Origin of the sequence: Agrobacterium tumefaciens (genome assembly GCA_025559845.1) — a bacterium.
Taxonomy (GTDB): domain Bacteria; phylum Pseudomonadota; class Alphaproteobacteria; order Rhizobiales; family Rhizobiaceae; genus Agrobacterium.
On sequence record CP048470.1, the window covers coordinates 2002965 to 2017300 of the forward strand.

Sequence of the window (14336 nt, forward strand, 5' to 3'; positions counted from 1 at the left end):
ATGGGTGTCTGGATCGATACTGATATGGGCTTCGACGATATCGCTGCCATCATGGTAGTCGATGCGTCTGGTATCATGATCGATGGTGTCTCGCTCGTATTTGGTAACGCGACAATGGCGGAGGTCTGCCACAACGCAGCAGGAGCGGTCGCTGCCTTCGGCTGGACGTTCCCGATCCATCAAGGCCGTGCGCAGCCGGTGTTCGGTATGCTCGAAACTGCTCAATCAATTCTGGGCGACAGCGGTATTCCAACGGTTGGCCTTTCCCTGCCTCAGACGGTGGAGGAGTTGGGTGAAAGCAGCAGCTTTCTTGCGCTATGCGACTGGCTTTGCGATGGAGCGGGAGAAAAGCGCATTCTCGCGTTGGGACCCCTCACCAATATCGCGGCGTTGTGCGTTGCGCGCCCGGACCTTGCGTTAAAAATTTCCGATCTGACCTGGATGGGGGGTGGCGTCACGTCTGGCAATCATACGGCATCAGCCGAATTCAACGCCTTTGCAGATCCTGAAGCCCTGGCAATCGTTCTCTCGCACGGCCTGCCGCTTCGAATGGTCGATCTCGATGCCTGCCGCAAGGTGACAGCTTCACCTGCGGATGTGCTGCCGATTCGTAATGCCGGCGGAAAGAATGCTGCGCTCATAGCCGATCTTCTCGAAGGGTTTATCGGTATCGCCACCAGTCGGGGTAGGGTTGCCATGGCACTTTACGACCCGGTTGCTGCTGTAGCGTTCTGCTCTGATCTTGTCGGTTGGCGCCATGCGCGTATCGATGTGGAGACTGCTGGTGCACTCACACGAGGGCGGACGGTCGTGGAAAGCAGGACTGGCAAGACAGGGGCGTTCAACGCCCATTTTGCCGAAACTGTTGAAGCGGATGCGGTCAAGGAGACAATCCTTGAGGCCCTTCGTAGAGAGGCTGCCCGATGAACTCAGCAACGTTTGCGCCACAACCTGCCGATTTGAATGACGAAGATTTGCGCACACGAGCCGTGGCTGCTGCAAGAGGGGAAGCGTCTTTCGATATCCTCATCACCGGCGGGACGTTGGTGGACGTGGTGACCGGCGAGTTGCGCGCCGCCGATATCGGCATTGTCGGTTCCTTGATTGCAAGCGTGCATGCGCAGGCGACCCGAAGTGATGCGGCCCGCATTATCGATGCCAAAGGTGCTTTTGTTTCTCCCGGGCTGATCGATACGCACATGCATATCGAAAGTTCGATGATCACGCCTGCCGCTTACGCCGCAGCCGTTGTCTCACGTGGTGTCACGACGATTGTCTGGGATCCACATGAATTCGGAAACGTCCACGGTGTCGAGGGCGTTCGCTGGGCCGCAAAATCGATTGAAAACCTGCCCTTACGAGCGGTTCTTCTTGCGCCATCTTCAGTCCCGTCTGCACCCGGCCTGGAGCGCGCAGGTGCCGATTTCGACGCCCTCGTGCTTGCGGACATGCTGGCCTGGCCCCAGATCGGCGGCGTTGCCGAAATCATGAACATGCGAGGTGTCATCGAGCGCGATCCGCACATGAGTGCTATCGTGCAGGCGGGTCTATTCTCGGGCAAGTTGCTATGCGGTCACGCCAGAGGTCTGAAGGGCGCCGAGTTGAATGCATTCATGACCGCGGGTGTATCCTCCGATCACGAACTGGTTTCTGCCGACGATCTGATGGAAAAGCTGCGTGCGGGACTGACCATCGAATTGCGTGGATCGCACGACCATTTGCTGCCGGAATTCGTGGCTGCGCTGAACGCGCTAGGCCATCTTCCCCAAACGGTTACGCTCTGCACAGATGATGTATTCCCTGATGACCTCGTGAACGGAGGTGGCCTTGATGACGTGGTACGACGCCTTGTCCGTTATGGATTGAAGCCAGAATGGGCTTTGCGCGCAGCGACACTGAATGCGGCGCAACGTCTCGGACGTCCCGACCTCGGCCTCGTTGCTGCTGGTCGTCGCGCTGATATCGCCGTGTTTGAGGATCTGAGCAGTTTTGCTGCCCGGCACGTTATTGCTGATGGTAAACCTGTTGCGGAAAACGGAGCAATGCTGGCTTCAATCCCGGCCTGTGATGCGACTGTACTCCAAGGCTCCATGAAGCTTCCATTGCGAAAACCGGACGACTTCAGGGTGGCGTCGAATGGACGCCGTGTGCGGCTTGCAACCATCGATCGTCCACGCTTTACCCAGTGGGGTGAAACGGAGGCCGATGTCGAGGATGGTTTTGTTGTCCCGCCGGAGGGCTCAACGATGATTTCCGTGACGCATCGTCACGGCAAAGCGGACGCTCTCACGAGAACCGGTTTTCTGACCGGTTGGGGCCGTTGGGACGGTGCTTTTGCAACCACGGTTGCACATGATAGCCATAACCTGACAGTCTTCGGTGGGAATGTGGATGACATGGCGCTCGCTGCAAATGCGGTGATCGAGGCTGGTGGCGGCATGGCGGCTGCATCAAACGGCAAGATCACGGCCTTGCTCCCCTTGCCGCTTTCTGGCCTGGTGTCGGAAGCTTCGGTTGAAGAGGTGGCGGAAGCCTTCCAGCATCTGCGTACCGCTGTCGGTGAGATAGTAGAGTGGCAACCGCCTTATCTCGTTTTCAAAGCGTGCTTTGGGGCAACGCTTGCCTGCAATGTCGGTCCTCACCAGACAGATAGGGGGATTGCCGACGTTCTGACCGGGACCGTGCTTGAAAGTCCGGTGATCTCTCTCATTGACTAAAATGGTTTGAGCTTTGGCAGGCGAAAGCCGCACGAGAGGCCGCTACCGCCTGTTTTCCCCCGACGGGATGCCCTTAGTGTGTAAAGCGTGCTTGACATTTCCTGTGACTGCGGTTGTAAAGGATGCTTTACAGGAGGCGGGTATGAATAAGCATCGTTTCGTCGTTGAGTTCAGCATCAGCATGATCGGGTATATGGTCATCCTGATCGCTTCCGTGTTGGTGCTCAACGCAGAGATGGTTGAGGGGAATTGGAAAACGATCGTCGCCCTAACCCCCATGGTTCCTGGGTTTGCTGTGGCATTTTCCGTCATGCGCCAAGTGAGAATATCTGACGAGCTCCAGCGCCGGATTCAGCTTGAAGCGCTATCCCTTGCTTTTGGTGGAACGGCATTGGTGACATTCAGTTACGGTTTTCTCGAAACTGTTGGGTATCCAAAACTCTCGATGTTTTTTGTTTGGCCGATCATGGCGGTCTTCTGGATCGTCGGTGGTCTCATAAGTGGCCGTCGTTTTCGATGAAAAACAGGCTGAAAGCCCTTCGTATCGAAAAAGGATGGTCGCAGGGCGAGGTGGCGTCCCGCCTTGACGTGTCACGCCAGACCGTAAACGCCATTGAAAACGAGCGCTATGACCCCAGCCTGCCGCTTGCATTCGCAATCGCTCGATTGTTCAATCGAGCGATTGAAGAGATTTTCGAAGAGCGATGAGGATTGGCACTCTAGAGCAGAGCCTAACTCGGTTGCCGCGTTTTACTGGCTGCATAGCGCGCGGCTAAAATGAAGTTCTTGACGACGGGAGAAGTCGTTCCTCTGCGATAGGCGAGGGATATGGACAGCCGGGGAGGTGGACCGCTGGCAGGGAGCAGGACGATGTTTTGCATTTTCACCTGAGCGACGGACTCCGGAACCAGCGAAACACCAAGTTCGGCGGCGACCAACGTCAGTATCGATGCGATATGCGGCGCCGCCGGACCAAGCCGCGGTGTAAACCCTGCATCTTCGCACGCCTTCAGCGAGGCGTCGTGGAGGCTGGTTCCAATGCTGCGTGGCGTAAGAATGAATGGATCGTCGCGCAGTTCGAGGAGGTCGATGGCAGTGCCTCGCCGTGCAAGAATGTGCGACGCGGGCAGGGCGATCAGGAGGGGCTCGTCAGTCAAGACTTCTTCGTTCAACGTGTCCGGCTCAGATTGCGACGGGCGCAATAGGGCGACGTCCAACCTGTCTTCAAGCAAGGCTGGTGTCAGCACAAGGGCGTTGGCTTCCATCACTTGAAGTTCGACATCCGGATATTTGTTCTTGTACGCGCGAATGCACGCGGGGACGAGCGGATTGAGAGCCGCCGTTCCCGTCACACCAATCCTCATGACGCCAGTCTCGCCGGCGGCTGCCCTGCGCGCAAGGCGAACGCCGTTGCTGACCTGATCGGGCACATTGGCAATTGCTGTACGAAAGGCTGTTCCCGCCGGTGTCAGTTCCACGCCGTGTGCGAGACGCCGGAACAACCGGGTGCCCATTTCCTCTTCCAGCACTTTTATCTGCTGGCTAAGAGGTGGCTGCGCTATGCCGAGATGTTCCGCTGCCCGGGTGAAGCTTCCTTCGCTGGCAATGGCAAGAAAATAGCGGATGTGCCGGAGCTCCATGATATTAGATCCAGATATAATGAAAGGCTGTTCCATATATTAGAGTGAAGATGCTGGGCGCGCTATAGATAAGTCCGAAAAGGATAAATCGATGCGTCAGCTCAGTAATCAGGATTTTACACCACCCATAATCAAGACGGCGAACCCCTCGGATGTTCTCTGGATCGAGCACGGCAGCAGCCGTTTCCGTCGAGCTAGCTGGGCGCTTTTTCTTGCCGGTTTTGCCAGCTTTTCACTGATTTATTGCGTTCAGCCGTTGTTGCCGGAATTCCCGGAAGAGTTTGGGATCAATCCTGCAACTGCTTCGCTTGCGCTTTCGTTGACAACCGGAACACTTGCCTTCGCCATCCTTCTCAGTGGGGCTTTCTCGCAGCTCTTTACACGTCGCCGTCTCATGTTCGTTTCCATGATGTTGGCTGCGGTCTGCAATATTATCGCAGCAAGTACAAACGGCTGGGAATGGCTGTTGGCAGCCAGGGCGTTGGAAGGCTTCGTGCTTGGAGGCGTTCCTGCCGTCGCAATGGCTTATCTTGCTGAAGAAATCGAGCCCGCCAGTCTTGGCAAGGCAATGGGCCTCTACGTCGGTGGAACAGCGTTTGGCGCCATGGCCGGGCGTGTCGGCATGGGGCTGGTATCTGCGTTTACCTCATGGCAGGTTGCGATGTACGCACTTGGAGCCATCTGTGTTGTCGCGGCGATCGGCTTCCTTATGCTGCTTCCTCCCTCGCGCAACTTCCGGCCGCAGCGCATGCCACTGAACATGCACCTGCGTATATCGGCTCAGCATCTGAAAAATCCCGATCTCCGGCGGTTTTATTTCATTGGTGCAATGCTCACCAGTGTCTTCACCACGGTCTTCAACTATTGTGCCTTTCGTCTGGTCGCTCCACCCTATGAACTCGGCCGGACCGCTGTCAGCATGATTTTTCTGACCTTTGCTCTCGGGATTGTTGCGTCTTCCTACGGCGGGACACTGGTCGACCGCTTTAGCCGACGGGTCATGCTGATCGTCGCCTTCTCATCCATCCTGGCGGGTATTTTTCTGACTTTTTCGTCGAGCATTATCCTGATCGTGATGGGGATTGCGGCGATCACGGTCGGATTTTTTATCGGTCATTCAGCGGCCAGCAGCGGTGTCGGTGCCAACGCAGGCACCTCCAAAAGCCACGCTTCGGCCTTGTACCTGTTGTTTTATTATTGTGGCGCGAGCATCACGGGCTGGATCGGCGGCTGGTTCTGGATACACGCGGGATGGCCGGGCATTATGGCCATCACTTCAGCCTGCGCCCTGGCTGGCATTGTTGCCAGCCTACCTCGTCCCGCTGGCGGGCCGCGGCCGGTCATCTGATCGGCCGAGGACAATGTTCATTCAGCTGACAATTCCTGTTCAACCAGCGTTGACCAGAACGCGACGCCGGAAACAATTGATCCGTCGTTGAAGTCATAAGACGTATTGTGGTGCAGCGCGCCGTCGACCGCAGGGCCGTTGCCCAACCAGACGTAGCAGCCCGGTGCCTCACCTGCAAAAAAGGCGAAATCGTCACCCGCTGTCGAGGGCGGGAACGCGGTGCGCGCCTTGTTGCCAAAGACCGATTTTGCCGCTCGCAGCGCACGCCTGGTGGCGTCTGCATCGTTGATCACCGGTGGGATGCGGCGAATGAATTCATATTTGGCTTCAATGCCGAACATGGCTGCCGTACCCTTGGCCAGCCTGCCGATCTCTTCTTCAAGCTGGTTACGGACATCAGCCGCATAAGCTCGAGCGGTGCCGCCAATCTCAACGATGTCCGGGATGACGTTGAGAGCCTTGGGATCGCCCGCCTGAACTGAGCAGGCGCTGACCACAGCGGGTTGCAAGGGATCAACAACGCGACCGACAATATTTTGCAGTGAGGCGAGGAATGTGCCGGCAGCCGTTATCGGATCACGGCCAAGATGCGGTTTTGCTCCATGCGTTCCAATGCCCTTGAATGTTACCCTCCAGCTATCGGAAGACGCAAGCTGCGGGCCTTCGACCACGGCAATCTCGTCAGTTGCAAGTCCTGGCATATTGTGCAGCCCATAGACGGCGTCGCAGGGGAAAATCTCGAAAAGACCGTCTTCGACCATTTTTTTTGCGCCGCCACGGCCTTCTTCCGCAGGTTGGAAGATGAAATGCACAGTGCCGGAAAAATCACGTGTCTTGGCAAGGTAACGGGCTGCGCCGATCAACATGGCCGTGTGCCCATCATGGCCACAGGCGTGCATTTTGCCTGGAAACCGAGACTTGTAGGCGCGGTCCGAAACTTCTGGCATGGCCAGAGCATCCATATCGGCGCGAAGGCCAATCGAACGTGTGCCATTCCCCACCTGCAAGGTGCCGACCACACCGGTGCCGCCCAGGCCGCGATGAACTTTCAGGCCGGCCCGTTCAAGCAGGTCTGCGACGATGGCACTTGTTCGTTCTTCCTCGAAGCCGAGTTCAGGATGAGCGTGCAGGTCGTGACGCAACTCCGTCAGAAATGGCAAATCTTCGCCGATCCGGTCCAGCAGTCTCATGGCAGGTTATCCTTGAATATGAGGAAAAGCCGCGCCATAGGTGGGCTCTTCCGAACGCATGTTGCCTGGCTCTTTCTAGCGTATACCGCATCTGAAATGAACCCGCGTACCTCTCTTCGGTTGTCGAAATGCATGACACGCGGTGTCACTCCTGTTCGATCACAGGCGAACGGTTCCGCAGCAAAGGAAAGAACGATGCAATCCGAGATTTTGCCGCACGAATTCTGGCAGGAAATCCTCAAGCCCGCCCCATTGGAGCCTACGGAGCCGCATTCGGCGTTTTTCCCTGCGACGCTGGATGACGGGCGACAGATCAGGTTGCCGATTCGTCCGCTTGCGGACGGAGAACATGCTTTGGCGTCTTTGATCGTCAATCAAGCCTCCTTCGAGGTGCTGGAGACGCTGGCTGCTGACCTTGCCAAAAAACTCGAGCCGTTTCGACCTGATGTGGTGGTGGGATTGCCGACGCTGGGGTTGACGCTCGCGGCGGCTGTCGCCCGCCATCTCGGTCATAAACGATACGTACCGCTCGGGACGTCCCGCAAATTCTGGTATCTGGAAGAGCTGTCGGTACCAATGTCATCCATCACCACCAAGCAGGAAAAGCGGCTTTACATTGACCCGCGTATGATGCCGCTTATTGAAAATCGCCGCGTCGCGCTGGTCGATGACGTCATTTCCAGCGGCACCTCGATTGTCGCCGGTCTTTCCCTCCTGGCTGCATCCAAAATCGAACCTGTCGTCGTGGGGGCCGCGATGCTTCAATCGGACCGCTGGCGGGAAAGGCTTGCCATTGAGGGTCAGCAGTGGCCCGATCGCATCCGGGGTGTTTTCGCAACGCCGCTGCTGCGAAAAGTGGAAGGCGGCTGGCAGGTTTGACGATGCGCAAAATCGATGTTGTTACGGAGTGGTGATAATTTCACCACTGCTTGATTTCGTCCTTGCGAAGCTTCGAAATATCGTCCTAAGATTGCCGCTGACAGAAAACAGGCGGCCGTGGCGTTTGCTCCGGTTGCCACCCGCTCGGTGTCATTCCGGCGTCTGCCGCCCCCTCCTTTTTGCGACTGATATTTGGAATCTCCTGACATGCATGCAGTTTTCGACGGTCATAATGATGTGCTGCTTCGTTTGTGGCGCAACAGCAAGGCCGGAGCGGACCCGGTTGTAGAATTCCGGGATGGAACACGCGAAGGCCACATCGATGCGCCTCGCGCAAAAGCTGGTGGACTGGCTGGTGGCATTTGCGCCATCTACATTCCCTCAGGAGACCTTATTCTCCAGGAACCGGACGAAAACGGCCATTATGTCACGCCGCTTGCCGCGCCGCTCACACGGCAGCCGTCGCTCGACATCGCCATTGAAAAAGCAGCGATTGCCCTCCGGCTGGATCAGGCCGGCGCTTGGAAACTCTGCCGTAAAACGGCAGACATTCGCAAGGCGATGGCCGACAACGTTTTTGCGGCCGTGCTTCACATGGAAGGCTGCGAGGCGATCGGTCCGGATCTTGATGCGCTGGAACTTTTTTATGCCGCCGGTCTACGGTCGCTTGGTCCCGTCTGGAGCCGCCACAATGTTTTCGGCCACGGCGTTCCCTTCGCCTTCCCCATGTCGCCGGATAGCGCTCCCGGTCTGACCGACGCTGGCTTTGCTCTGGTCAAGGCTTGCAATCGACTGGGTATCCTCATCGATCTTGCCCACATCACCGAAAAAGGTTTCTGGGATGTGGCAAAGACAACGGACCAGCCTCTCATCGCCAGCCATTCCAATGCACATGCGCTCACATCCGTTGCGCGCAATCTTACCGACCGACAGATGGACGCAGTCAAGGAGAGCAAAGGCCTTGTCGGCCTGAACTATGCGGTGACGATGCTGCGTTCTGATGCGCGCGATAATGCCAACACACCGTTGTCCGATATGGTACGCCACATCGACTACATGGTGGAACGGATGGGCATCGATTGCGTAGCGCTCGGTTCCGACTTCGACGGCGCGACTGTGCCGGTCGGAATTGCGGACGCCAGTGGCAATCACAATCTGGTTGCGGCGTTGAAATCTGCGGGCTACGGTGACGATGACCTTGCAAAAATCTGCCGGGAAAACTGGCTGCGCGTTCTATCCCAGGCATGGCACGAACCTGCCTGAAATCGAGTGAAATCAATAACAAAAGGGGAGATCCTATGATCAAATCGCTCAACAAACCCATGCGTGTTCTCGCTACCAGCGCGGCACTGTCACTTCTGATGCTGTCGGCTCCGCAAGTCTTCGCGGCAACGCCTGCGGACACCCTTGTCGAAGGCTTTGCCATCGATGATATCATCTCGCTCGATCCGGGTGAGGCGTTTGAGCTGTCGGCAGCCGAAGTGACCGGCAACACCTACAGCAAGCTGGTCTCCATCGATCTCAACGATACGTCCAAGGTTGTCGGTGACCTGGCTGAAAGCTGGACTACGTCTGAGGATGGTCTGACCTACACCTTCAAGCTGAAGTCGGGCCTGAAATTCGCGTCGGGCAACCCGATCACCGCTGAAGACGTTGCATTTTCATTCGAACGCGCCGTCAAGCTCGACAAGTCGCCGGCATTCCTCCTGACGCAGTTCGGCCTCACCGGCGACAACGTCGCCGAAAAGGCCAAGGCATCCGATGAACAGACGTTCGTGCTTACCGTCGACAAGCCTTACGCGCCTAGCTTCGTTCTGAACGTGCTGACTGCAACTGTCGCCTCTGTTGTCGACAAAAAGCTCATTACCGAAAAAGCAAAGCCCGTAACGCCCAGCGCCGATTACAAATATGACACCGATTTTGGCAACGAGTTCCTGAAAACCGGTTATGCCGGTTCCGGTCCGTACAAGGTCCTTGGCTGGAAAGCCAACGAGGCCGTGATCATGGAAGCCAACCCGAACTACTACGGTGAGGCGCCGAAGTTGAAGCGCGTCGTTTATCGCCACATGAAGGAAAGCTCTGGTCAGCGTCTCGCCCTTGAAAACGGCGATATCGACGTGGCTCGTAACCTTGAGCCGGGTGATATGGAGGCTGTTTCCAAGAAGGAAGGTCTTGCCGTTACCTCTGCACCAAAGGGTACCGTTTATTACTTCAGCCTCAACCAGAAGAATGAGAACCTGAAGAAGCCGGAAGTGATCGAAGCGTTCAAATATCTCGTGGACTACGATGCGATTGGCGCCACGCTTATCAAGGGCATCGGCGAAGTCCATCAAACCTTTCTGCCGAAGGGCCAGCTCGGCGCTCTCAATGAGAACCCCTACAAGCTCGACGTTGCAAAGGCCAAGGAACTGCTGGAAAAAGCCGGTCTGAAAGACGGTTTCACGGTCACCATGGATGTGCGCAACACGCAGCCGGTAACGGGTATCGCCGAAAGCGTGCAGCAGACGCTTGCACAGGCCGGCATCAAGCTTGAGATCATTCCTGGCGACGGCAAGCAGACCCTGACGAAGTACCGTGCCCGTACCCACGATATCTATATCGGCCAGTGGGGCTCGGACTATTTCGATCCGAACTCGAACGCGGAAACGTTCACGATCAATTACGACAACTCCGACGAAGGCAAGAACAAGACGCTTGCCTGGCGCAACGCCTGGGATGTTCCGGATCTGACCAAGGAAACGCAGGCTGCACTTCTGGAAAAGGATAGTGCCAAGCGTGCCGCGATCTACGAGAACCTTCAGAAAAAGGTTCTGGAGAGTGGTCCGTTCGTGATCATCTTCCAACAGACCGAAGTGGCAGGTTACTCCGCGAAGCTTAAGGGTCTCAAGCTCGGACCGAGCTTCGACACGAACTTCGTTTACACGATCTCCAAGGAATAGTCCGGTTTGACCGGCCCCTTGGGTATCGTTGAATGAGTACCGTTGAAGCGAACACCAAGGCGAGGCGGCGCGGCAAAAGCCGCGCCAACGCCCGCCTGAAAGCCGTCCTTGGCTTTTCCCTCACCGTCATCACCACTTTTTTGGGGTTGCTGGCGGTGACATTTTTCATTGGCCGCGTCGTCCCGATCGATCCGGCGCTGGCAATTGTCGGCGATCGTGCGCCTGCTCACGTCGTGGAACGTGTGCGGGAGCAGCTCGGCCTTAACCTGCCGCTCTGGCAGCAGTTTTTCATCTATCTCAAACAGGCGCTTTCGGGTGATTTTGGTACATCTGTGTTGACCACCAATCCGGTCATGCAGGATATCAAGCGCGTTTTCCCTGCGACCATTGAGCTTGCGACACTCGGCACGATTATCGGCTCGGTGTTCGGTATCCCGCTTGGCGTCCTTGCGGCCGTCAAACGCGGCAGTCTCGCCGACCAGATCGTTCGTGTCATTGGCCTTATCGGCTATTCCGTACCGATCTTCTGGCTTGGCCTTCTCGCGTTGCTGGTCTTTTACGCACGTTTGCAGTGGGTCGCCTATCCCGGACGGATGGATATCGTCTACGAATTCACCTTCACGCCCGTCACGGGCTTCTTTCTGATCGATGCCATCTGGCAACGGCAATGGGACGTTTTGTGGGATCTCTTCCGCCACATCATTCTGCCCGCCTGTCTGCTCGGTTACTTTTCGCTTGCTTATATCAGCCGCATGACCCGGTCCTTCATGCTGAATGAACTGAGCCAGGAGTATATCGTGGCGGCACGGGCCAAAGGTCTGTCGGAAACACGCATCATCTGGTTCCACGCGCTGCGCAATGCTGCCGTGCCATTGGTGACCGTCATTGCGCTGTCCTATGCCGGCCTTCTTGAAGGTTCGGTCCTTACCGAAACCATTTTTGCCTGGCCGGGGCTTGGTCTTTACATCACCAACTCCTTGCAGAACGCGGACATGAATGCCGTACTCGGTGGCACGATCGTAATCGGCGCCATTTTCGTCGGCATCAATCTTTTCTCCGACCTGCTTTACAGGACACTTGATCCGAGGACGCGAAGCCGATGACGACTTCGATCGAAACGTTAAAACCCTACAGCCGTGCATGGCTGCTTTCTGACCGGCCGGCGTCTCGCAAGCAGGCGAGGCTTGGCCGTGCATACGTCATCTGGCGGCGGTTTTCGGAAAACAGGCTGGCGCTTCTCGGCCTGGGCATCATCCTTGCCCTGCTGTTTGTTGCTTTGTTTGCAGATGTGCTGGCGCCCCACAATCCAGTGCAGGGTGACCTCCGCAATGCGCGGCTTCTCCCGCCCGGCACAGAAGGTTACTGGCTTGGAACGGATGATCAGGGACGCGATATTCTTTCACGTCTTATTCATGGCTCGCGATTGACGCTTTTTGTCGTTCTTCTCGTTGCAGTTATTGCCGCTCCAGTCGGCCTGATCGTCGGCACCGTCTCCGGTTATGCGGGGGGCTGGGTCGATGCGCTGCTGATGCGCATCACCGATATCTTCCTTGCATTTCCGAAACTTGTTCTGGCGCTGGCGTTGGTTGCGGCCCTCGGACCCGGCATCGAAAACGCAGTTCTGGCGATTGCACTTACCTCCTGGCCACCTTACGCCCGTATCGCCCGAGCCGAAACGATGACGTTCCGTAATTCGGATTTTATCGCTGCAGTGAAGCTGATGGGGGCATCACCGTTGCGCATCGTCCTGAAACACGTCATGCCGCTTTGCCTGTCTTCATTGATCGTGCGTGTCACTCTCGACATGGCGGGGATTATCTTGACGGCGGCGGGACTAGGCTTCCTTGGCCTTGGCGCTCAGCCGCCGCTTCCTGAATGGGGTGCGATGATCGCTTCAGGCCGCCGTTTCATTCTCGATCAATGGTGGGTGGCAGCCATGCCGGGTGCCGCGATCTTGATCGTCAGCCTTGGTTTCAACCTTTTGGGTGACGGTTTGCGCGACGCACTCGATCCCAAGGAGGCGGGCCAATGAGTACACCGCTTCTGACCGTCGATAATCTGCGTGTCAGCTTCCCCACTCGAACCGGGCTTGTGGAAGCGGTTCGCGGTGTTTCCTTCACACTCGGGCGAGAACGCCTTGGTATTGTTGGGGAATCTGGATCTGGGAAATCGCAGACCGGCCGTGCGATCATGGGTCTGACACCGAAAAGCGCGCGCATCGAAGCCGACGCCTTGCGCTTCGGCGATATCGATCTGTTGCGTGTCTCGGCCAAGGAACGGCGCATCATGCGCGGCAAGCGCATCGCGATGATCCTTCAAGATCCGAAATACTCGCTGAACCCGGTGATGACAATCGGTCGGCAGATTGTCGAGACGCTTCGTACCCATGAGAGGATCAGTGCTTCGAATGCCCGTAAGCGCACACTCGATATGCTGGAAGCCGTGCAGATTCGCGATCCCGAACGCGTGTTTGATCTTTATCCGCACGAAGTCTCCGGCGGCATGGGGCAACGTGTTATGATTGCCATGATGCTTGTATGCGGGCCCGAATTGCTGATAGCCGACGAGCCTACGTCGGCGCTCGATGTCACGGTCCAGCTTGAAGTGCTCGACATTCTCGACAAGCTGGTTCGCGATCGCGGTATGGGGCTTGTTTTCGTCAGCCACGACTTGCGACTTGTTTCCTCGTTCTGCGACCGCGTGCTGGTCATGTATGCGGGGAAGGTCGTCGAGGAGTTGTCGTCTGCCAATCTGAAGGATGCGAAGCATCCCTATACGCAGGGCTTGTTGAACTGCCTGCCACAGATAGGTGGTCATCGTCATCCGCTGCCCGTTCTGGATCGCAAGCCGGAGTGGCGTGCATGACAACTGTTCTTTCTGTTCGTGACATGGTCGTCGATTTCGACGGCTATCTGGCACTCGATCATGTCAGCCTTGATGTCGCGCAAGGTGAATCCTTCGGTATCGTTGGCGAATCAGGCTCTGGAAAATCAACGCTTTTGCGGGCAGTCGCCGGTCTCAACCACTTCGAAAGCGGTACCTTGATGGTCGAGGGGCGCTCTTACTCCGGCAAACGCCGTGACAAGAGTTTCTACCGCGATGTGCAGATGGTGTTCCAGGACCCTTATGGGTCGCTGCATCCCCGCCAGACGGTTGATGCCCTGTTGCTCGAGCCGCTGCTTATCCATGGTCTCGACAACCGTGAACAGCGGATTTCGCGGGCGTTGGATGAGGTGGGCTTGGGGTCCGGTTTCCGCTTTCGCTATTCACACCAGCTTTCCGGAGGACAGCGCCAGCGTATTGCCATCGCGCGTGCGTTGATTGTCGAACCAAAAGTGCTCTTGCTGGACGAACCGACATCGGCGCTGGACGCATCCATTCAGGCGGAAATCCTCAATCTTTTGGAACAGGCGCGTCGAGACCGTAACCTCACCTTCGTCATGGTGAGCCACGACCTCGGTGTTATCAGCCATATGTGCGACCGTCTTGCCGTCATGAAAAGCGGTCAAGTCGTGGAAATGCTGGCGGCAGAAGCTCTTGAAAGCCGCGATTTCACCGCAGACTACACCCGCCAACTGCTGGTCGCCAGCGAGGGCTTCAAGCGCGATTGACGGGACGCTACG

General features: G+C 56.9%; 14 protein-coding genes. 12 read left to right on the forward strand and 2 right to left on the reverse strand.

The features are described 5' to 3' along the window. The 4 genes from FY156_25555 to FY156_25570 all read left to right on the forward strand — a co-directional run bounded on the left by FY156_25555 (position 1) and on the right by FY156_25570 (position 3425). Positions 1-927 (forward strand): nucleoside hydrolase, encoded by a 927-nt coding sequence (locus FY156_25555; protein ID UXS04812.1) that lies wholly within the window; start codon positions 1-3, stop codon positions 925-927. After that, a complete protein-coding gene (locus FY156_25560) occupies positions 924-2717 on the forward strand; it encodes an adenine deaminase (GenBank protein UXS04813.1) in 1794 nt (597 codons plus the stop codon). The genes FY156_25555 and FY156_25560 overlap by 4 nt, the downstream gene beginning before the upstream one ends. A gap of 142 nt (positions 2718-2859) precedes the next feature. Further along, complete coding sequence (locus tag FY156_25565) at positions 2860-3237, forward strand: hypothetical protein (protein ID UXS04814.1); 378 nt, start codon at positions 2860-2862, stop codon at positions 3235-3237. After that, a complete protein-coding gene (locus FY156_25570) occupies positions 3234-3425 on the forward strand; it encodes a helix-turn-helix transcriptional regulator (protein ID UXS04815.1) in 192 nt (63 codons plus the stop codon). Before FY156_25565 ends, FY156_25570 begins: the two co-directional genes overlap by 4 nt. A 23-nt stretch (positions 3426-3448) precedes the next feature. Here the strand turns inward: FY156_25570 and FY156_25575 are convergent, their stop codons facing one another. Next, a complete protein-coding gene (locus tag FY156_25575; GenBank protein UXS04816.1) occupies positions 3449-4357 on the reverse strand; it encodes a LysR family transcriptional regulator in 909 nt (302 codons plus the stop codon). A gap of 91 nt (positions 4358-4448) precedes the next feature. Between FY156_25575 and FY156_25580 the strand changes: the two genes are divergently transcribed. After that, a complete protein-coding gene (locus FY156_25580; protein UXS04817.1) occupies positions 4449-5705 on the forward strand; it encodes an MFS transporter in 1257 nt (418 codons plus the stop codon). Between the two features lie 17 nt (positions 5706-5722). Here the strand turns inward: FY156_25580 and FY156_25585 are convergent, their stop codons facing one another. Next, positions 5723-6895 (reverse strand): amidohydrolase, encoded by a 1173-nt coding sequence (locus tag FY156_25585; protein ID UXS04818.1) that lies wholly within the window; start codon positions 6893-6895, stop codon positions 5723-5725. Between the two features lie 195 nt (positions 6896-7090). On the opposite strand from FY156_25585, the gene FY156_25590 reads away from it, so the two are divergent. The 7 genes from FY156_25590 to FY156_25620 all read left to right on the forward strand — a co-directional run bounded on the left by FY156_25590 (position 7091) and on the right by FY156_25620 (position 14324). After that, entirely contained in the window at positions 7091-7774 is a 684-nt protein-coding gene (locus FY156_25590; protein ID UXS04819.1) for a phosphoribosyltransferase, read from the forward strand. A gap of 207 nt (positions 7775-7981) precedes the next feature. Then, complete coding sequence (locus FY156_25595; protein ID UXS04820.1) at positions 7982-9037, forward strand: peptidase; 1056 nt, start codon at positions 7982-7984, stop codon at positions 9035-9037. A gap of 35 nt (positions 9038-9072) precedes the next feature. Further along, positions 9073-10713, forward strand: coding sequence for an ABC transporter substrate-binding protein (locus FY156_25600; protein ID UXS04821.1), 1641 nt, complete (start codon positions 9073-9075; stop codon positions 10711-10713). Positions 10714-10745: 32 nt separating this feature from the next. Continuing rightward, a complete protein-coding gene (locus tag FY156_25605) occupies positions 10746-11816 on the forward strand; it encodes an ABC transporter permease (GenBank protein ID UXS04822.1) in 1071 nt (356 codons plus the stop codon). Beyond that, positions 11813-12745, forward strand: a complete 933-nt coding sequence (locus FY156_25610; GenBank protein UXS04823.1) for an ABC transporter permease — start codon at positions 11813-11815, stop codon at positions 12743-12745. Before FY156_25605 ends, FY156_25610 begins: the two co-directional genes overlap by 4 nt. After that, positions 12742-13578, forward strand: a complete 837-nt coding sequence (locus FY156_25615) for an ABC transporter ATP-binding protein (protein ID UXS04824.1) — start codon at positions 12742-12744, stop codon at positions 13576-13578. The genes FY156_25610 and FY156_25615 overlap by 4 nt, the downstream gene beginning before the upstream one ends. After that, positions 13575-14324, forward strand: coding sequence for an ABC transporter ATP-binding protein (locus FY156_25620; protein ID UXS04825.1), 750 nt, complete (start codon positions 13575-13577; stop codon positions 14322-14324). The genes FY156_25615 and FY156_25620 overlap by 4 nt, the downstream gene beginning before the upstream one ends. Positions 14325-14336 lie beyond the last annotated feature (12 nt).